The organism is Bacillus sp. CDB3 (assembly GCF_002081505.1).
Lineage (GTDB): Bacteria > Bacillota > Bacilli > Bacillales > Bacillaceae_G > Bacillus_A > Bacillus_A cereus_AT.
The window spans coordinates 65,584-84,435 of record NZ_ALBR01000014.1; the positions used below are offsets into that span (position 1 = coordinate 65,584).

The window sequence follows — 18,852 nt, forward strand, 5'->3', positions numbered from 1 at the left end:
GAACTGGTGAAAGCTACTTGGATAAAATTACAGGGTAATAAAAGAGCGTTGGTATTATGTTTAAGAGGAATAAAAGGGAAATAGCCTTATGAATATTCTATATAACCATTATGGAAATTGGAACTCTATATATTAGCGGTAGAAAAATAACTTGGTAGGAAATCGCAAAAATAAAACGAGCACTTGTGCCAGAGTGCCCGCTTATGAAACCTTAAACCATTTATCTATGTTTATGTGTGTGAGTCATGAACATGAAATAGTTGGGCAAGTAAGGATTCAAGATAGTATATGTACGTTCAACGAAATGGTTAATTAAACCAAAAAAATACAGATAGCAAAAGCTAACTGCTTAAACAAAAGGGTGACCGAAATAACAAAAAGATCGATTAAAGGAGGTATTTACAGTATGTACATGAATCAGCTTTTTATACCGGGGAGTCATGGAGGTTGTGGTTATGAATGCCAAATATTGAACGGTGATTTTGCGGATTGGTTATAAAAATATAGATGGGTAGAAATTAAGAAGTTGAGAATGAAAAACAAACCTGTTTCAGGAAGACATTGGTGGGCTACTGAATGAGTTGCACAGGGATTTAATAATTTGAAATCCGAATAAAATAATCCTTTGGTGGGGAAAAAGGAATTTATAAAATAGGTACAATTCACGTCTAGATTATTTTTGAATGTAATAGGTATCAAAAGGAGTAAAACGCTCAAAAATGGAAATGAGATACGTTTGTATGAAAGGGATGAGAGAAGAATGGCAAATGCAAAGAAAAAGAAAATAAGAAAAGCTATCGCTCGTCGTGCAACAGCCCTTGATAAACAACAAGTCAACAAAGTTTGGAGAAATATCTTTGTTCGGACTGGTATCATCAAATAAATGAAAATAGAATATAGTCCGGCTAGAAAACTAGAGGACACCAATTCATTAAAGCAGCAATTAAAGCTGTTTTAGGAATAGGTGTCCTTTTTATTTTGCGAAGGGAAATGGGGAGATGAAGGTGCTAAGAGATCAATTACGTGAGTGGAAAAAGCAATCAAAACAAGAAAAGAAGAAAAAACGAAAAGAGGAATTAAGCACTCGTGAAATTGAAGATTTAATGGGGATGCATGGGCCACGTTATGAACGTAGACGTGGAGCTTTAAGACAAAAGTAATTAAAAAATACGAGGAGTGGTCTTACATGACTAAACAATTATCTTTCTTACCAAAAATCGATAGAGCGGCAACGCAAAAGGAATTGGAAGGTGTTCTTGAAGAAGTCCGTATTTATAGACAGTTTGGAATGATTCGTCAAGAAATGAAAGTCACTCCTTCTTGTGAAGTAAGATATCATGGTCCAACAAATGATGTAGGGAAACCGTTAGAAGATGTTGCTCTAGCAAATATAAAGCAACAGGAAAGAGAAGAATGGTTGAAAAAGATGTCTTTTCGTATTGATCAGTTTCTAAGCCGATTAGGAAATGGATATGCTGGGAAAATTCAAAGGGATATTATTAACAAGCGCTATTTAGAAGAAGAATGTGTATATGATTATATGGTTTATAACGAAATTGGTATGGCAGAACGTACATATGGACGTTGGAAAGCGAGAGTGTTTTATAAATTAGCGTTTGCACTCGGATTAGAAGTATATGAGATAAAGAAGAATTATGGGGGAGATGACCTATGAACTTTGTTCAACCAATACGTGATCCAGAGCAAATACAACAGATTAAAGAGTATTTAAGGGAAAAGAACGAACGTAATTATATTTTGTTTGTAATGGGAATCAATACAGGATTACGTATAAGTGATATTTTAAAATTGAAAGTAGGAGATGTACAAGGAAGTCATATTTCTATGCGTGAAATGAAGACAGGGAAGCAAAAGCGGATTCAAATGACATCTTCTTTAAAAAGAGAGCTGAAATGGTACAACGAAGGAAGGGCGGACGAAGAGCATTTACTGCCGAGTAGAAAAGGAAAGAATCGACCAATTGGTCGGAGTATGGCATATAAAATATTAAAACGTACGGCTGAAGAATTTGGTTTGGATGAAATTGGTACACATACTCTCCGAAAGACTTACGGCTATCATATGTACTTACAGACGAAGAATATAGCCTTACTCATGGAGATATTCAATCATTCGTCAGAGAAAGTCACGCTACGTTATATAGGTGTAAATCAAGACGCAATGGATAAAGCAATGAGCAGATTCAAAATCTAATCATTGTTTTTTCTTTTTGTATGTGTAGCAATGAACCATAAATTTCGGACTGTCTCATTGGAAAATGAAAGTTTGATAAAATGAGAGAGGACAAGGGATGTAGCGTTTCAGTGAATGACACACAATATAAGATATGGGTAATTTAAACACATAAAATTGTCCTCTTGCGTATACAAGTTATATATAATAAAGGAGAGGTGAAGCGAATGGTGTGTGAAAAACTGTTACAAGCATTGGTTCAATTTCAAATGCAGCAGAGAGGAAACCCTAACACATTAAGGTTAAACCCAGATTATTATAGAATGATACTCGAACAATTGGCATACCCGGAGTGGTTAATTTACAGGAAAATGGTGAATCTGGAACAAACATTTTTAGGGGTTCCAGTAGAGCTAACAAATGAAATTAAGACATTTGAAATAAGAGAATAAAAAGGTGGCAGAGTCTTGACCGCTTTTTGGCAGAAAAAGTGCGGGTTGTTTTGGAATGATCGTGTTATATTTGTATTGTGAGAGGTGGCGGAAAACATGGCTCACAAGAAGAACTTTATAATTCGATATCTAAACGCCCCATATTGGTGGCATACTAAAATCCGAAACCAGCAGATGGTAAAGATTGAATGTTACCGTTATTAGGGAGAGCTTTTGCTCTTCTTCCAGTTACTTAATAATTTGTAAACAGATTTGTTGTAACAATATTTAGGTAATTGGAAGGAGGATGAAATGTCATTTTCCTTATCTAGTAGTGGTATAAGTTTTCGATGAAAGAGTAACGGATGTTTAGTTACTCTTTTTAGTACATCTGAATTTGTCTCTTGATACAGGTAATATATATGATTCTTGTTTGTTCTTTTTTCAGTTAGAGTAATCGGATGTATGCGTGTATAGGAGAGACAGAATCTGATGCGAGCGAAAAAGGATATGTTAAAGAAATGGAAAGCAGATTTTCAATTTATTCAAGAAGAAAAGAGAAGCAAGAAAAGAGAGAAGAAAAAGAATGAAAATAAAAAATATAATATTCCAGGTAAAACAGTAGATTTTATGAATGATAAAGATATTTTTTACAAAAAGAATGGGGTATGGAAGAAAAAGAGGAAATAATTCCGAGGACCGATTGTTGCATTGTAAAAGTATAGACAGGTGAAGGAATGAAGAATGCAAAGAATATATAAGTGTGGTAGGTTAGTTCGGGTATAAGGCATCGGTGTGCATTCTTCAACCTTCTGAAAGCCACAACAGTTGCAGATAGATCATGTTTAAGAACGGGAAGGTAAATAAATATGAGATGTGTGTGTATCAGTTGTGTAGCCATTTTTAGTATATACACATCATTGGTTTTTTAAACCAAAACCATTCTGGGTAATTGTCCCGTTTTTATTAAAAATGTATATACTATAGTGTTGGGGAGCATAAATACAACTTCTGATAGCACGTTGATTATGTGCTTGTTTTTGTTTTATTTACCAAAAATGCGGAACCTTTTTTGTAAGACAAACATACATTGAAGCATAGGACAACCGCTTAGTTGGTACCTATTCACTCATAGAACTCCTTTCTATAATAAATAGAGTTCGTTTAAGAGCAGCCGTTTCTTTGGTTGCTCTCTTTTTGTATGGACATTGGTTTATTTAAGTGTTTGGGAGATTTTTACTATAATTAGGAAGGATATGAAAATAGAAGCATAAAGATGATTTTTTTCAAAAGTTCAATGAAAGGGTAAGCGTCAAGATGGTTAGAGAGTTATATATTGTCAGGGGATGTAAAGTGAAATATATGCAATGAATGGGGAAATCATATAGGAGTGAAGGAATAAAGAACGGCTGCATAACTGTAACAAAAGAAAATGATGGTTTATTTCTACTATGAATTATACAGAACGTTCGTTATCCTTCATGAAGTGGCTGAAAGGATGAACCATACACATATTCATACATTTCAAAGATGTAGAATAGCCAATTGGGGTCATTCAATGTACAAATCATAACGTATGTTCTTCATCCCTTTGTATTATTTACTAATTTTGGTTTTGTATACCAAACGAATGAATATAAATTAGTAAATGCCCAAATGGTGTTTGAATGGGAACAGATAAGGAGTGGAGAAGATGGGACACATCGAAACAGACTTACAACGGAAGGTTGATGCGCTCGGTCTTTATGTTGTGGATGATGTAGTTTACACGGAACATCTCAAAGTATATGAGAAAGTTGGAGTTGATGTAACTCACCTTAAATATTATAAGTGGTATGGAAAACGTTTTGTCCCGTACTCAAAAGAGTATTTAATCAGTTCAACAATGAAAGATTTATTGAAGAGGGATAAAGAAAAATACAAACAATATAATTCTTCTTTTTTGTTCGATTAAAAAGAAAGTTGGATGTATGGATATTGAAGGGAAAGGTGAAATCGGTAGGAGGATTAGTGGGTTGGTTAAAGAAACATTCGAAGGATGAAGAGGGATAGGAAGAGATTATTTTTAATATATAAACGTTCAAGCATCCATAACGGATGCTTTTCTTATTTTATGAGGAGGCGAAGAAATATGTTTTTCAAAAGAAAGAAAAAGAAGGAACAGAAAGTGAAGCAAGGACATGTAAAAAGAAATAAAGATCGTACGACAAACGATATGTTGTTTCATCAAACATTGACATCAAATACAATTAGTTCGAATTCAGATTATGGAAGCTATGACAGTGATAGTCATTCATCTTCTTGTACTTCGCATTCTTCATATGATTCAGGAAGTTTATTTGATTGTTCGTCAAGTTGTGATTGAGTAGCCGAATGGCTACCTTTTTAATTTGGAAGGGGGATAAAGGGTGGAACTAACTAAACAAGAGCAAGCTGTTGTGATTGGTACATTCATTTCAATGTTAGGACAAGATCTTGTAAACGAACATATCGATAAACAGAACTTAGAAAGTGTTATTCCAATCTTTAATGAGATGGAAGATAACACAACACCAAAGCAAAAGAGAGACGCGATGATTAGCTTACTTGGAAAGACAGTGGATGAATTCTTAAAACAATAGCTATAAAAAGGAAAAGCAACCTGCTGGGGGCAAGTCACTTTTCCAAATGGCAATGTTAACTTTATTATAACAATTTGTATTTATTTGTAAATGCAAAATCGGAGTATTTTTTAAAAGGGGAGTGTAGGTAAATGGATGCATTTAACAAGATGGTAAATGAGATGCAAAATGAAAAAGTAAATAATTCTATGATAGATTTTGCTTTAGCCGCTAAAATGATGTTTGTTGCTTTTACACAGTTTAAAGATGCTGGATTCAATGAAGAACAGTCATTTGAATTAACACGTGAGATATTAATTCATTCATTACATAATAACCAATAGATTGATGGGGGAATGAGAGTGCAAATCTATTGTTCTAACTGTAATAAAGATTACGATATGCAACCGCAAGTAATGCAGCTTCCAAAAAGAATTGAGAAGTGTTTCTATATTTGTCCTCATTGTAATCATGAACATGTTGCTGCGTATGTGAACGATAAGATTCGTAAGCATCAATCAGATACAGCAAAGTATCATGAACGGATTCATAAAAAGAATCTTGATATCGAGGATGAAATGAAATGGTTGAGGAAGAGGATGGGGGGAAGTAAATGATGATATTGATCTATCTTATTATTGGTTTACTTTATAGTTCCATTAAAATGTATCCAGTTGCAAGAGACGTTGGGCAAAGAAAGAAACATGATGGTGTATATATAGTAAGTACATTTATTATTTCAATTGCATTCACAATTTGTCTCTCTCCTTTCTGGATTATTCTTGTTGGGTTTGATTTAGCAAAGCTATTTTATAAATGGAAGAATAGAAACCAAATGAAGTGCGAATGTTTTAATTGCGGTTATGAATCGACAATAGATATAGTAACAGGTGCTGGTAAACGTTGTTCTAAATGCAATGGTAGAACAATACCTAAAGCGTCGGGTGGTACACATGCCAAGTAAACCATTCAAGCCTTGTAAGTCGTTAGGTTGCAATGAACTAACACGGGATAAGTATTGTAGTAAGCATCAAGATAAAGTACAGGAGACCACAAGATACTATGACAAACACATACGAAACAAAAGCTCACGTTCATTTTACAACTCAAGATTGTGGAAGGATATGCGTGAGTTTATTTATCGTAGAGATCATGGCTTATGTGTTCAATGTAGAAGCAAGGACATCATTAAGATAGGTGAGGTAGTCGATCACATCATACCTATTCGTGTGGATTGGTCAAAACGATTAGAGCCATCTAATTTACAAACACTTTGTCATGCTTGTCATAATAAGAAAACAAAAGAAGATGAGAAGAAAAACAGAAAATGATTCGAAAGAAAGGGGAGTACATAACAGTGTGGATAAGGTTGAGGAAGCACACAAGTATATTACGCTAACTAAATAGGACGAAGCCCTAGTTTGGGTCTAGGGCTTCAGGGAATTAAAAAAAGATTAAACTTCAATTATCACTATAACATGGTATCTCTGTAAAGATACGGATGGATTTGGCTTAAGAGTGGACAAAAAACATACCCCCCACCATGAAAAAGCAAAAGGCGACTCCCTGGAGACCGCCGCTTAGCTTTCCGTGTAAAAAGTTCGTTTTATTCCATAAAAGGGGGTTCGGCTGAAGGAGGTGGTTCTCATAGGAAGAAAGGCGAAGCCAATTCATTTACATCTATTAGAAGGAAATACAAGTCGATTGACAAAAGAAGAAATAGATCAAAGGTTAGCAGCTGAAAAGAAGTTACAAGCAAAAAAGGATAAAGTAAAACCACCAATATGGTTAGATTCAGTTGCTAAGAGAGAGTTCAAACGAATTGCAGGTGAATTATTGGAGTTGGATGTTATTACAAACATAGATGTAAATGCACTAGCAACTTATTGTGATGCTTTTTCTGACTATATTGAATGCACCAAGATTATTCGAGAAGAAGGACTACTTGTCGAATATACCAATAAGGCGGCTGAAACCAATAAAGTGCCACATCCACTACTTACAAAGAAGAAGCAATTACATGAACAAATGAAGGCTCTAGCTGTGGAATTCGGTCTTACTCCAAGCGCAAGGGCGAAAATAGTGATACCAAGTGCAAAGAAAGGAACGAAATCCACTGTAGAAAAGGAGTTTGACGTATAGAATGATAAGGAAATGGATGCTTGATTATTGTGATGATATTTTAAATGGCGAAGTCATTGCTTGTCAAAAGCATAAACAATCTTGTGAACGATTTTTAAGAGACATTGAGCGTGAAGGAACAGAAGATTTCCCTTATGTTTTTAATGAAGAAAAAGCACTTCGTTTTTTAAAATGGATGTCTCTTTTTAAACATACAAAAGGGAAGTTAGCTGGGGAAAAAATTGAGCCGCATTCGATACAAATCTTTGTATTCAGTAATATTTATGGCTGGATGCATCGAAATACAGGGTTACGAAGATTCAAAAAAGCGTATTGGCAAGTAGGACGCAAAAACGCAAAGTCTCAATCTCTAGCGTGTGTTGGTTCTTATGAAACAATGGCTTTTGGTGAAAATATGTCAGAAGTATATGTTGGAGCAACGAAAACCGAACAAAGTAAAATTGTTTGGAATGAGATTAAGGCCCAAATGAATGGGTGTGACGATCTAAAAGGTAAATTTAATATTGCTTATGGGAAAATTGAACACTTAAAGACAAACTCTTTTATTTCCGCACTTTCAAAAGATGCTGGTAAATCTGGTGATGGCTTGAATGTTCAGTGCGGTATTATCGATGAATACCATGCACATCCTACTTCTGAAATATATGATGTTCTTGTATCTGGGTCGGGAGCTCGTCCTAATCCATTAATGATGATTATTACGACAGCAGGATTCAATTTGAGTAATCCTTGTTATCGTGTGGAATATCAATATGTTTCTAAGATTTTGGACCCTAATATTGATATTGAAAACGAAGAATACTTTGTCATGGTTAATGAATTAGATAAAGATGATGAGATTACAAATCCAGAAGTGTGGGAAAAAGCAAATCCCATCCTATGTAGCTATGAAGAAGGACGTTCTTTCTTAAAAGGAGAACTTCAATCAGCTCTTGATGTTCCAGAAAAAATGCGTAATTATCTCACAAAAAACATGAATAGATGGGTCGATATGAAGGAAAACGGCTACATGGGCATGCAAAAGTGGAAAGATTGTGACGGGGCTATAGAGTTATCTGAATTAAAAGGTATGGAATGTACAGTAGGAATCGATTTATCAGCGAAAATCGATTTAACAAGTGTAGATTTCGAGTTTAAAAAGGACGATACATATATAGTGATTAGTCACAGTTTTATGCCAGAAGATACTCTACATGAGAAAAGGAAGACAGATAAAGTTCCATACGATCTGTGGGTACAGCAAGGGTGGATTACAACAACACCTGGTGCGGTAGTTGATTATGAATTTATAAAAAAACATATCAAAAATATGGAAAAAGAGAATAAGTTCAAAATCAAAGAGATTTGTGCCGATCCTTGGAATGCAACACAATTTATGCAAGACATGGAAGCTGAGGGTTATACGATGATAGAGATACGCCAAGGTATGGCAACTTTATCAGGACCTACAAAGGATTTTCGTGAACAAGTGTATCAAAAGAAGGTCATCCACAATAACAATCCTGTACTGAATTGGGCTGTTAGTAATGCTATAACGAGGCAGGATGCTAACGAAAACATTATGTTGGACAAGTCAAAAGCAACAGAAAGAATTGATCCGATTGCGGCTGTAATAAACTCACATGTTCGTTGTATGCTCAATTCTGGTGAGATGGACTTAAATTCATATATCTTAAGTCAAGATTTCTCATTCTAGGAGGAATTACATGCGGTTTTTATTGTTCTTTATCAGTATTTTAGAAGATATTTTACTTATTTCGGGGTTGTCCATTATTGTCGGGACAACTTTTTTTATTAATCCAATTTCCGGATGGTATCTATTAGGACTTATTCTCACAATGTTGGGGGTGGTAATGATAAGAAAGTAGAAAGGAGGTGAAACTTTTGATTTTTCGGCAATTATTTAGAAATCAGGATGTGACAGATTTAAAAAATCCTTCTCCCTGGTTTAAAAGTCTATTTGGTTATCAAGCCGCAAGTGGTGAAAAGGTTACGGTTGAATCATCTTTAGGGGTCCCGACAGTATACCGATGCATTAACATCCTTGCAAACAGTGTTGCAATGCTTCCTTTTCAGGTTTTTAGAAAGACATCCAAAGGAAGAGAACGAGATAAGATGCATCAAGTGTCGTTTGTTTTGGAAAAACGACCAAATCCTTACCAAAGCCCGTTTAAGTTCAAACATTTAATCGAAACGCATCGTAATACATGGGGAAATGCTTACATCAATATCCATTGGGGTGTGGATGGCAGACCGAAAGAATTATGGGCATTGAATCCGGCTGTTACAACTCCAACTGTGGACTTAAAGACGAATAAACTATGGTATTTTACTAGTTTGCCAGATGGTACGCCTGTAAAAATACCTGATGATGACATTATTCATCTTACTACGTTGTCCACTGATGGTCTGAAAGGAAAACCACCTATTCAAATTGCAAGAGAGTCTATAGGTAGCTCACAAGCGGCCCAAAAATTCAAAGGGAAATTCTTTACAAATGGTGCAGCTCATAGCGGGATCTTAAAAACTCAACAACCATTAAATAAAGAAGCGAAAAATGTACTCCGTGATGCTTGGGAAGAAGCAAATACAGGCTTAAATAACGCTCAAAGGATAGCGATTTTAGATGCTGGTCTAGAATTTGAGAAAGTCGGGATGCCTTTAAAGGATGCTCAATTTATTGAAGGTATGAAGTTCGATAAGGCTGAGATTGCAAACATCTTTAATATTCCATTGCACATGATTAATGAGTTAGATCGTGCTACTTTCTCAAACATCGAGCAACAGGCACTGGATTTCATTCAAAATACATTGAGCCCGATACTTATTCAGTATGAAGAAGAGTTTTCTTATAAAACATTCTCATTTAATGAGCAAAAGCGTTATTATCTGAAATTCAATTTAGCAAGCTTATTAAGAGCAGATCAAAAATCAAGAGCCGAGTTCTATAACATTATGTTAGATAGGGGTGTATTTTCTATTAATAAAGTTTTAGAACTTGAAGATATGGATGGTATCGGTGAAATAGGTGATAAGAGCCGAGTCGATCTAAACCATGTATCTATTGAGATTGCGGATGAATACCAATTAGCAAAAGCTAGTGGAGGTTTGTCGCTGAAAGGAGGTGAGGACAATTAAAGACGTGTTTACTATTAAAAATCAAACGGAATTGTCCGCAGACCTATTTATCTATGGTGACATCATAAATAATACAGGTTGGAAATGGGATGATTCAGATATTATGCCTGATGATGTGAAAAACATTCTGGGGCAATTGGATGATAAAAGTAGCCTTAATATCTATGTAAATAGTGGCGGTGGTTCTGTATTTGCTGGTTTAGCTATTTATAATATGTTAAAGCGAAATAAGGCCCAAAAAACTGTTTATGTGGATGGTGTTGCAGCTTCCATTGCTTCGGTAATTGCCTTAGCTGGTGATCGTGTTGTTGTCCCTTCTAATGCGTTCTTAATGATTCATAAACCTTGGACGTATGCAGCTGGAAATGCAATTGATTTCCGAAAAGCAGCGGAAGACTTAGATAACATCGAGTCTGGAATTATGAATGTATATAAGGAAAATTTGAAAGAAGGCATTGGAATTGAAGAAATTCAGCAATTAGTAGATGCTGAGACTTGGTTAAGTGGTGAAGAAGCTGAGAAATACTTCAATATCGAAGTTGTGGAAGCAAAAGAAGTTGCAGCATGTATGAGTGATTACTTTGATAAATATCAAAAGACACCAAGCAAGATAGTAGCAAAGTATCCTTCTATTCCTAGGAAGGATCTTAATGAACAATTAAAAATTCAAAATGCACTAGACCTGTTAGAACTATAGGTCTATTTTTTGTGCCAAAACAAGGAGGAAATACCGAATGGATAAACATGAACAAGAATTACGTCAAAGAGTTGCTGATTTAAAAGCGAAGGCAGAAGAATTTAATAACAGCGGTAAATATGAAGATGCAAAAGCAAAAATTGAGGAAGCGAAGAACGCAAAAAATGAACTAGATAACTATCTAGCAATGAAGCAAATTCAAGTTCCTGAACCTGTAAATTCACAAATTGGAGCAGGAGCGTTACCTCCAGCATCAGTTCAAAATGAAGATACATCGTATAAAGAAGTGTTTATGAAAGCTATACGCGGTCAAAATTTAAGTCATGAAGAAGCAAGTATTATGGATGAATATAAAGCGGCGTTGTCTGAAAATAAAGGTGGGGATGGTGGATACATTGTCCCGGAAGATATCACAACTACGATAAATCAGTTAAAACAAACGGTCGATAACTTAGAACAATATGTAAATGTACAACCTGTTTCAACAAATAAAGGCTCTCGTACATTAGAAAAACGTGCAGCATCTACACCTTTCGCTCCATTATCTGAGTATGGAAACCCAAATGCGATGCAGGAAATTGCTTCACCACAATTTGATCGTGTACCGTATGTTATTGAGGATTATGCAGGATTCCTACCTGTACCAAATGATTTATTAAATGATACGGATCAAGCGCTAGAAGCTTATTTGCGTCAGTGGATTGCGAAGAAATCTATCGCAACTCGTAACTATTTAATTTTACAAGAAATCAACAAGTTAACAAAAGTTGATTTTAAGGATTATAAGGGCATTAAAACCGCATTAAATGTCACATTAGATCCAGCTTTTTCTTCTGTAGCAAACATTTTTACAAATCAAGATGGATTCAATTACTTAGATCAATTAGAAGATAAGGATGGCCGTCCGCTTCTTCAACCAGATCCAACAAATCCAACTCGTAAGTTATTATCAGGAAAGCCAGTTATTGTTTTATCCAATAAGACAATTGCTACAGATAAAGATGGTAAAGCACCATTTATTGTTGGGGACCTTAAAGAAGCAATTGTTTTATGGGATAGACAGCAGTTATCCCTTGATATGACGAAAGAAGGAGGAAGTGCTTGGAGAGGAAATACAACAGAATTCCGTGCAATTGAGCGTGAGGACGTTACACCATGGGATACAGAAGCAGTTGTATATGGACAAATTACAGTTGTGGCGAAACCTGGAGCTTAATGATGTAGGAGGTGTCATTCTTGGTGCTGAAATTAGAGGAAGCAAAAGAGTATCTTCGTGTGGATGGGAATGAGGAGGACATGCTCATTACATCCTTTATAAAAGCGGCTGAAAGATACATTAAGAATGCAACAAGTAAAGATGTAGATTTAGATGACGAGCTTGCTAAATTAGCAGCTCGTATTTTAATTTCTCATTGGCATGAAAACCGTGAAGCGGTTGGAAAAGCTGAACAGCTGGCATTTAGTTTACAGTCAATATTAGTTCAATTGCAATATTGCGTAGGTGATTCCACATGAATCCAGGTAAATTAGATAAACGTCTTGTATTTCAAATGAAAGATGAGGATGCGAAGGGCCCGGATGGTGAACCAATAGATGGTTATAAAGACTCTTTCACTGTATGGGGCTCCTTCATTTTTTTAAAGGGAAGAAAGTACTTTGAAGCAGCCGCAGCCAACAGTGAAGTGCAAGGTGAAACAGAAATTCGATACCGTGACGGTATGAATGCTGATATGAAAATCAAATATAAGAACACGATTTATGACATTGTTTCAGTTATTCCAACTGAAAAACACACGTTATCAATCATGTGGAAGCGTGGTGGAATGAATGGCTAATGGTGTTGATTTCTTAGGATTTGACCGTTTAGTCTCCGAATTAGAACAAATGGGATTACGTGGAGAAAAGATTGAAGATAAAGCTCTTGCAGCAGGTGGCGAACCTATTCGAAAAGCGATTGCCGAACGAGCACCAAGAAGTGATAGTCCTAAGAAACCGTCTAAAAGTGAACCGTGGCGTACTGGCCAACATGGTGCTGATCATATAAAAGTTACGAAAGCTAAACTTGAAGGTGGTATTAAAACAGTTAAAATCGGAATCGATAAAGCAGATCGTTCCCCATGGTTCTATTTAAAGTTTCATGAATGGGGAACGTCAAAAATGCCAGCTGAACCATTTATAGAACCTGGATTCAATTCTTCAAAGGAAGCCGCAGTTCGTGCTATGACAGATATTTTAAAAAAATGAAATGAGGCTAAACCTGTGATAAATTTACGTCCGGATATTTTACAAGTTCTTGAGAATAATCAGGAGCTTGTTTCTTTATTGGGTGGCAAGCGTGTTTATTATCGTAAAGCCAAAAATGCAGAAGAGTTTCCACGGATTACATTTTTCGAATTAGACAATAGGCCAGATGGCTTTGCGGATAATGAAGAAATTGAAAGTGAAATCTTATTCCAAATCGATATTTGGTCAAAAGGTAGTACAACAACAATTCATAAAAAAGTGAATGAAGTCATGAAAAATATTGGTTTCTCACGTTATGCGGTTGCTGATTTATATGAAGATGATACACAAATTTTTCATTACGCGATGCGATTCGCGAAAGGAGTGGAGTTATAGATGGCTGGAGAGGTTATTACAATTAGTTCGACTGTCGGTGTAGATAGTCTTGTTTATGCAAAATTAACAAAAGATGATACAACAGGTGTTGCATATTCAACGGTAAAGAAATTGGAAGGTGCAGTAAAGGTTAAAACGTCAAAAAAGGTAGCGTCAGAAATAATGTGGAGTGACAATAAAAAATCGGAAATTGCTGAATCAGACGGTGAAGTTGAAGTGGAAATTGAAGTTCGAGGTCTTTCATTGTCAAATAAAGCAGATATTGAAGGGTATCCAGAAATTCAGGATGGTGTTTTAGACGAAAAACGTGTGGGAGAAAAGCCATATTTAGCGATCGGTTGGAGATTCTTAAAGGCTAACGGAAAGTATCGATATGTTTGGTTACTTAAAGGGAAACTTTCTCAAGAGGAAGAAGAAGCTGAAACGAAAAAAGATAAGCCGAATTTCCAAACAACAAAACTTAAAGGTTCATTCATTGAGCGTGATTTTGATGATAGACCAAAATTCACAGCAGATGCAGACGAACCTACATTCACAAAGGCTGTTGGTGATGGATGGTTTACAGCGGTATATAGCAAACAAACAAAGTAAGAGGGAGCAAAAGCTCTCTCTTTTTTATTAACTAAGGAGGAATAAACTATGAAACTAACATTACGAATCAATAAGGAAAAGAAAACTTTTAATTTACCGGGGTTCATTCCAGCTCGTTTAATCCGTCAAGCACCTGAGCTTGCTGATATTCCAAATAATCCTGGTCCAGAGGATATGGATAAAATGGTTCAATTTGTAGTAAAGGTTTACGATGAACAATTTACCTTAGATCAATATTGGGATGGTGTGGATGCTCGTGAGTTTTTATCGACAACTTCAGAGGTAATTAACGTTATTGTCAATGAAACTGTGGAAGCAGCTAGTGGTACACCTGGAACTGGAGAAGAAGAAAACCCAAACGCGTAGAGGGGGGAGGGATAATGTTCAGTGAGTTTATGGACGAGCTCTACCTCTCTTTATTACGTCAAGGATATAAACATCATCATATCGATAACGAAATGGATATTTGGCATTATTTAAGGCTAAATCGAAAGCATCGTGAAAAAGGTAATTCAAATAATGAAAATCAAAATTCAAATGAAATAGAAGTTCCAGCTGAAAACATTATCTAACGAGGGGGTGAGACATTGGCAAATGAAATGAATAATTTAGTAGTTAGGCTTTCCCTTGATAATGTAAATTTCCGTCAAGGTATAGCAAATTCAGGACGTGCGGTAAGGACACTACAGAGCGAATTGAAATCTGTAAGTACAGGGATGGGCGGTTTCGCTAGTGCTAGCCAACAAACACAAGCGAAAATGGATACTTTAAGTAGGCTCATTGACGCACAAAAAGAGAAAGTTAAAGCGTTACGGCAAGCATATGATCAAAATAAGGCTAAATTAGGTGAGAATGATGCAGCAACTCAGCGATACGCTTCACAAGTTAATAAAGCTGTTGCTGATTTAAATAGATTTGAAAATGAATTAAAGCAAGTAAATAAGCAAGCTGAACAAAAAGGGATGGATAAGTTAAATAATTCTTTAAAAGCCCTACAGGCTGAATTTCAGTCTATTACAACAGGTATGGGTGGTTTTTCTAATGCAACTGAACAAACACGAGCTAAAGTTGATGTTTTATCTCGTACGGTAGATAAACAAAAAGAAAAAATTAGAGAACTTCAACAAGCCTATAATCGTGCTAAAACAGAAGAAGGGGAAGCAAGTCAGTCAGCGCAACGGTATGCTGAACAAATTCATCGAGCAACAGGTGAACTAAATCGATTCGAAACACAATTACAGCAGGCAAATCGGGAATTGGATCAGCAGGGAAATCGACTTCTAAATTTCGGGAATCGTATGGAGGCAATGGGAAACCATTTGCAAAATGCTGGTATGCAAATCGGTATGGTATTTGGTGGCATGACTTATGCGATAGGTCGAGGTTTAAAATCAGCTGTGGAAGAATCAATGAATTTCGAACAACAGATGGCTAACATAAAAGCAGTATCCGGTGCGACAGGACAAGAAATGAGTAAACTCTCCGAATTAGCTGTTAAATATGGGGAAGACACAAAATATTCTTCTGTAGAAGCAGGTAAAGGGATTGAAGAACTAATAAAAGCTGGTGTTGGTTTAACGGACATTATTAATGGTGGATTAGAAGGAGCACTTAATTTAGCTGCAGCTGGAGGATTAGAATTGGGCGAAGCAGCAGAAATCGCTTCGACCGCCTTAAATGCATTTAAAAAGGATAATTTAAGTGTTACAGATGCCGCTAATTTACTTGCAGGAGCCGCTAACGCTTCAGCTACTGATGTACATGAATTAAAATATGGTCTGTCAGCTTCCGCAGCGGTTGCAGCAGGAGCAGGAATGACATTTAAAGATACAGCCACAGCTTTAGCGGTATTTGCACAGAATGGATTAAAAGGTTCTGATGCAGGTACTTCACTAAAAACAATGCTTATGAGATTAAATCCTTCAACTAAAGAAGCATATAACAAGATGTCAGATTTGGGTCTTATCACTTATAATGCGCAGGCTGGATTTGATTTCTTGGTTAAAAACGGAATCACACCAGCATCTAGAAGCGTGGGAGATATTGAAGTTGCATTAGAAAGATATGTAATGAAAACTGAAGGTGTAAAAAAATGGAATGATAAGTGTGATACTACATTCCGTGAGTTAGCAACAAGTTCGGCTTTCCTATCTTCTAAATTTTATGATCAAGAAGGTCATATCCAAAGTTTAGAAAATATATCTGGAATTTTAAAAGAATCCATGAAAGATTTAACAGATCAACAACGAAGTATGGCTTTAGAAACGTTATTTGGTTCTGATGCAGTTCGTGGTGCAAACATTCTGTTTAATGAAGGTTCACAAGGTGTAAATAAAATGTATACCGAGATGTCTAAAGTTACCGCTTTAGAGACAGCTGAAACGAAAATGAACACTTTGAAAGGTCGTATTGAACAGTTAAGTGGAGCATTCGACACAATGAAAAAGACAATTGGTGAGGCGCTTGCCCCTGTGGTTAGTGCTTTTGTTGCTGGATTGCAGAAACTTGTGGATGGATTCAATGCATTACCTGGACCTGTACAAAAGGCAATAGCTATTACAGGTGGTATTGTTCTTGCTTTAACGGCTATTGCAACAGTTATTGGAGTAGTTCTAGCAGCAGTTGGAATGGTGGTTTCAGGGATTGGTTCTTTGGCAATAGCAATGGGTGTAGCTACAGCAGCTACTAGTGTAACGGGCGCAGCTTTAGGGATATTAACTGCAGTTTTAGGACCAGTAGCGATTGCTTTAGGTGTGGTAGCGGCGGCAGTTGGTGTTGGTATTCTAGCATATAAAGGATATCAAAAAGCAACTGAGGATAGTATCGCTTCTGTAGATCGTTTTACTACAAATACAGAAGGTAAAGTAAGTTCCTCCACAAAGAAAGTTCTTGGTGAGTATTTCAAGTTATCTGATGGTATTAGACAAAAGTTAACTGAAATTAAACTGAATCATGAAGTAATGACAACCGAACAGGCTCAAAAACTTGGTCAACAATACGATCAATTAACTGAGAAAATCATTACAAAAGTTGATGAGCGCAAGCAAAAAGAAACGGAACGATTGAGAAAATTGTTTGCTGATTCATATGTTCTTACGAGTGAAGAGGAAAATAAAAGGCTAGAGTTATTAAATCAAAAATATGAAGATGAAAAAATAAAAGTAGCAGAAAAAAATCGAAAAATAAAAGAGATTAATGATTTAGCGGCATCAGAACATCGAGAAAAGACACATAGTGAGAATGTTGCTATTCAAGCTTTACAAGACGAAATGGATAGAATAGCTGTTCAGCACATGACACAAAATCAAATGGAGCAAAAGGTAATTCTTGAGAATATGCGTGTAAAGGCTAGTGAAATATCGGCTAGACAAGCAGCTGAAGTTGTTCAGCATAGTGCAGAAGCTAGGGATAAAGTTATAGCGGATGCTAAAAAAACGCGTGACGATAAAATAGCTGAAGCTATTCGTCAACGTGATGAAATGGGTGGGCTGAATGCTCAAGAAGCGGATGCTGTTATTGCAGAAGCAAAACGCCAATATGATAGTACAGTTTCCACGGCAAAAGATAAACATCAAGAAATCGTAAGCGAGGCTAAAGCGCAAGCAGGTGAACATGCAAATCAAGTTGATTGGGAAACTGGACAGGTAAAATCTAAGTATGAAGTAATGAAAGATGATGTTGTCCGAAAAATGAAAGAAATGGGTTCGGATGTTTCCAACAAATATGACGAGATGAAAAAATCGGCAAGTGATAAAGTAGAAGAAATAAAAAATACTGTTTCAAGAAAATTTGAGGAACAGAAAAAAGCTGTTACAGATAAAATGTCAGAAATAAAACATGACATTGAAGATAAATGGAACACAGTTGAAAAATTCTTCAGTACTATAAACCTACGCTCCATTGGTAAATCAATTATAGAAGGGCTAGGAAAAGGAATAGATGATGCCTCAGGAGGTTTATTTAGTAAAGCAGCAGGAATAGCAAACGATATTAAAAAGACTATTTCTGGAGCGCTTGAAATAAACAGTCCATCAAAAGTAATGATTCCAGTCGGTAGTGCGGTTCCAGAAGGTGTTGGCGTGGGGATGGATAAAGGGAAACGTTTTGTTGTGGATGCAGCAAAAAATGTAGTTGGAACTGTTAAAAAACAAATGAGTAATATGCCATCTGTTTTTGATTTTGGATTCCAAACTTCGCATTATAGTATCCCGCATAATGCACTGGGTGATTTCAATGGGTATACGCAACCACAATCACCTTATAACAACGCACCTACAGCAAAAACTATGTTCTCGGATAGATCAGGTAGAGAACAAGAACTGAATTTAACGGTAAATATGACAAACGTTTTAGATGGAAAAGAACTAGCAAACGGAAGTTATGAATATACTACAAAGCTTCAAGATCGTGACCAAAAAAGAAGAGCGGAATTTTAAGGGTG

General features: G+C 36.1%; 25 protein-coding genes and 1 pseudogene. All 26 read left to right on the plus strand.

All coding sequences use genetic code 11. The features are described from left to right. Window positions 1–760 precede the first annotated feature (760 nt). Window positions 761–883: a DUF3983 domain-containing protein gene (locus CDB3_RS04685; RefSeq protein WP_128853671.1), complete on the plus strand. Its 123-nt coding sequence runs from the start codon at window positions 761–763 to the stop codon at window positions 881–883. 121 nt (window positions 884–1,004) lie between these two features. Further along, window positions 1,005–1,160 (plus strand): hypothetical protein, encoded by a 156-nt coding sequence (locus CDB3_RS31565; protein ID WP_179139663.1) that lies wholly within the window; start codon window positions 1,005–1,007, stop codon window positions 1,158–1,160. A 26-nt stretch (window positions 1,161–1,186) separates the two neighbouring features. Beyond that, entirely contained in the window at window positions 1,187–1,675 is a 489-nt protein-coding gene (locus CDB3_RS04690; protein WP_128853616.1) for an ArpU family phage packaging/lysis transcriptional regulator, read from the plus strand. Beyond that, entirely contained in the window at window positions 1,672–2,214 is a 543-nt protein-coding gene (locus CDB3_RS04695) for a site-specific integrase (protein WP_128853617.1), read from the plus strand. The genes CDB3_RS04690 and CDB3_RS04695 overlap by 4 nt, the downstream gene beginning before the upstream one ends. Before the next feature lie 206 nt (window positions 2,215–2,420). After that, window positions 2,421–2,645 (plus strand): hypothetical protein, encoded by a 225-nt coding sequence (locus CDB3_RS04700; protein ID WP_128853618.1) that lies wholly within the window; start codon window positions 2,421–2,423, stop codon window positions 2,643–2,645. 471 nt (window positions 2,646–3,116) lie between these two features. Next, window positions 3,117–3,314 (plus strand): hypothetical protein, encoded by a 198-nt coding sequence (locus tag CDB3_RS04705; protein ID WP_128853619.1) that lies wholly within the window; start codon window positions 3,117–3,119, stop codon window positions 3,312–3,314. Window positions 3,315–4,317: 1,003 nt separating this feature from the next. Continuing rightward, complete coding sequence (locus CDB3_RS04710; RefSeq protein ID WP_128853620.1) at window positions 4,318–4,578, plus strand: hydrolase; 261 nt, start codon at window positions 4,318–4,320, stop codon at window positions 4,576–4,578. A 177-nt stretch (window positions 4,579–4,755) separates the two neighbouring features. Continuing rightward, the gene (locus CDB3_RS04715) at window positions 4,756–4,989 is read left to right on the plus strand and encodes a hypothetical protein (RefSeq protein ID WP_128853621.1); all 234 of its coding nucleotides are present in this window, start codon (window positions 4,756–4,758) and stop codon (window positions 4,987–4,989) included. Between the two features lie 43 nt (window positions 4,990–5,032). Further along, entirely contained in the window at window positions 5,033–5,245 is a 213-nt protein-coding gene (locus CDB3_RS04720) for a hypothetical protein (protein ID WP_128853622.1), read from the plus strand. Between the two features lie 131 nt (window positions 5,246–5,376). Next, window positions 5,377–5,568 carry a hypothetical protein gene (locus CDB3_RS04725; RefSeq protein WP_128853623.1) on the plus strand — a complete coding sequence of 64 codons (192 nt, stop codon included), beginning with the start codon at window positions 5,377–5,379 and terminating at the stop codon, window positions 5,566–5,568. An 18-nt stretch (window positions 5,569–5,586) separates the two neighbouring features. Continuing rightward, entirely contained in the window at window positions 5,587–5,841 is a 255-nt protein-coding gene (locus tag CDB3_RS04730; RefSeq protein ID WP_128853624.1) for a hypothetical protein, read from the plus strand. After that, window positions 5,838–6,188, plus strand: a complete 351-nt coding sequence (locus CDB3_RS31570; protein ID WP_179139667.1) for a hypothetical protein — start codon at window positions 5,838–5,840, stop codon at window positions 6,186–6,188. Before CDB3_RS04730 ends, CDB3_RS31570 begins: the two co-directional genes overlap by 4 nt. Beyond that, window positions 6,178–6,555 (plus strand): HNH endonuclease, encoded by a 378-nt coding sequence (locus CDB3_RS04740; RefSeq protein WP_128853625.1) that lies wholly within the window; start codon window positions 6,178–6,180, stop codon window positions 6,553–6,555. Before CDB3_RS31570 ends, CDB3_RS04740 begins: the two co-directional genes overlap by 11 nt. Before the next feature lie 307 nt (window positions 6,556–6,862). Then, window positions 6,863–7,366, plus strand: coding sequence for a phage terminase small subunit P27 family (locus CDB3_RS04745; protein ID WP_179139668.1), 504 nt, complete (start codon window positions 6,863–6,865; stop codon window positions 7,364–7,366). A 1-nt stretch (window position 7,367) separates the two neighbouring features. Further along, the gene (locus CDB3_RS04750; RefSeq protein ID WP_128853626.1) at window positions 7,368–9,062 is read left to right on the plus strand and encodes a terminase large subunit; all 1,695 of its coding nucleotides are present in this window, start codon (window positions 7,368–7,370) and stop codon (window positions 9,060–9,062) included. A 188-nt stretch (window positions 9,063–9,250) separates the two neighbouring features. Further along, on the plus strand, window positions 9,251–10,504 hold the full coding sequence (locus tag CDB3_RS04755) for a phage portal protein (protein WP_128853627.1): 1,254 nt from the start codon (window positions 9,251–9,253) through the stop codon (window positions 10,502–10,504). After that, on the plus strand, window positions 10,491–11,201 hold the full coding sequence (locus tag CDB3_RS04760; RefSeq protein WP_128853628.1) for a head maturation protease, ClpP-related: 711 nt from the start codon (window positions 10,491–10,493) through the stop codon (window positions 11,199–11,201). Before CDB3_RS04755 ends, CDB3_RS04760 begins: the two co-directional genes overlap by 14 nt. 37 nt (window positions 11,202–11,238) lie before the next feature. After that, a complete protein-coding gene (locus tag CDB3_RS04765) occupies window positions 11,239–12,417 on the plus strand; it encodes a phage major capsid protein (RefSeq protein ID WP_128853629.1) in 1,179 nt (392 codons plus the stop codon). A gap of 20 nt (window positions 12,418–12,437) precedes the next feature. Next, complete coding sequence (locus CDB3_RS04770) at window positions 12,438–12,716, plus strand: head-tail connector protein (RefSeq protein WP_050000545.1); 279 nt, start codon at window positions 12,438–12,440, stop codon at window positions 12,714–12,716. Further along, window positions 12,713–13,036, plus strand: coding sequence for a phage head closure protein (locus CDB3_RS04775; protein ID WP_128853630.1), 324 nt, complete (start codon window positions 12,713–12,715; stop codon window positions 13,034–13,036). The genes CDB3_RS04770 and CDB3_RS04775 overlap by 4 nt, the downstream gene beginning before the upstream one ends. Then, window positions 13,029–13,464: pseudogene (locus tag CDB3_RS04780) on the plus strand (HK97-gp10 family putative phage morphogenesis protein). Before CDB3_RS04775 ends, CDB3_RS04780 begins: the two are co-directional and overlap by 8 nt. Continuing rightward, entirely contained in the window at window positions 13,461–13,820 is a 360-nt protein-coding gene (gene gp17, locus CDB3_RS04785) for a tail completion protein gp17 (RefSeq protein ID WP_128853632.1), read from the plus strand. The pseudogene CDB3_RS04780 and the gene gp17 overlap by 4 nt, the downstream one beginning before the upstream one ends. Then, window positions 13,821–14,411, plus strand: coding sequence for a major tail protein (locus CDB3_RS04790; RefSeq protein WP_128853633.1), 591 nt, complete (start codon window positions 13,821–13,823; stop codon window positions 14,409–14,411). Window positions 14,412–14,459: 48 nt separating this feature from the next. Next, a complete protein-coding gene (gpG, locus tag CDB3_RS04795) occupies window positions 14,460–14,777 on the plus strand; it encodes a phage tail assembly chaperone G (RefSeq protein WP_128853634.1) in 318 nt (105 codons plus the stop codon). A gap of 14 nt (window positions 14,778–14,791) precedes the next feature. Next, window positions 14,792–14,983 (plus strand): hypothetical protein, encoded by a 192-nt coding sequence (locus CDB3_RS04800; protein WP_128853635.1) that lies wholly within the window; start codon window positions 14,792–14,794, stop codon window positions 14,981–14,983. A 15-nt stretch (window positions 14,984–14,998) separates the two neighbouring features. Further along, a complete protein-coding gene (locus CDB3_RS04805; RefSeq protein ID WP_128853636.1) occupies window positions 14,999–18,847 on the plus strand; it encodes a phage tail tape measure protein in 3,849 nt (1,282 codons plus the stop codon). Window positions 18,848–18,852: the final 5 nt, after the last annotated feature.

Bases quoted from the DNA above. Each gene is read 5' to 3' on its own strand.
- CDB3_RS31570 (WP_179139667.1), top strand. From the start codon at position 5,838: ATGATGATATTGATCTATCTTATTATTGGTTTACTTTATAGTTCCATT.
- CDB3_RS04705 (WP_128853619.1), top strand. From the start codon at position 3,117: ATGCGAGCGAAAAAGGATATGTTAAAGAAATGGAAAGCAGATTTTCAA.
- CDB3_RS04800 (WP_128853635.1), top strand. From the start codon at position 14,792: ATGTTCAGTGAGTTTATGGACGAGCTCTACCTCTCTTTATTACGTCAA.
- CDB3_RS04685 (WP_128853671.1), top strand. From the start codon at position 761: ATGGCAAATGCAAAGAAAAAGAAAATAAGAAAAGCTATCGCTCGTCGT.
- CDB3_RS04725 (WP_128853623.1), top strand. From the start codon at position 5,377: ATGGATGCATTTAACAAGATGGTAAATGAGATGCAAAATGAAAAAGTA.
- CDB3_RS04790 (WP_128853633.1), top strand. From the start codon at position 13,821: ATGGCTGGAGAGGTTATTACAATTAGTTCGACTGTCGGTGTAGATAGT.
- CDB3_RS04715 (WP_128853621.1), top strand. From the start codon at position 4,756: ATGTTTTTCAAAAGAAAGAAAAAGAAGGAACAGAAAGTGAAGCAAGGA.
- CDB3_RS04765 (WP_128853629.1), top strand. From the start codon at position 11,239: ATGGATAAACATGAACAAGAATTACGTCAAAGAGTTGCTGATTTAAAA.
- CDB3_RS04750 (WP_128853626.1), top strand. From the start codon at position 7,368: ATGATAAGGAAATGGATGCTTGATTATTGTGATGATATTTTAAATGGC.
- CDB3_RS04775 (WP_128853630.1), top strand. From the start codon at position 12,713: ATGAATCCAGGTAAATTAGATAAACGTCTTGTATTTCAAATGAAAGAT.
- CDB3_RS04740 (WP_128853625.1), top strand. From the start codon at position 6,178: ATGCCAAGTAAACCATTCAAGCCTTGTAAGTCGTTAGGTTGCAATGAA.
- CDB3_RS04710 (WP_128853620.1), top strand. From the start codon at position 4,318: ATGGGACACATCGAAACAGACTTACAACGGAAGGTTGATGCGCTCGGT.
- CDB3_RS04700 (WP_128853618.1), top strand. From the start codon at position 2,421: ATGGTGTGTGAAAAACTGTTACAAGCATTGGTTCAATTTCAAATGCAG.
- gpG (WP_128853634.1), top strand. From the start codon at position 14,460: ATGAAACTAACATTACGAATCAATAAGGAAAAGAAAACTTTTAATTTA.
- CDB3_RS04695 (WP_128853617.1), top strand. From the start codon at position 1,672: ATGAACTTTGTTCAACCAATACGTGATCCAGAGCAAATACAACAGATT.
- CDB3_RS04690 (WP_128853616.1), top strand. From the start codon at position 1,187: ATGACTAAACAATTATCTTTCTTACCAAAAATCGATAGAGCGGCAACG.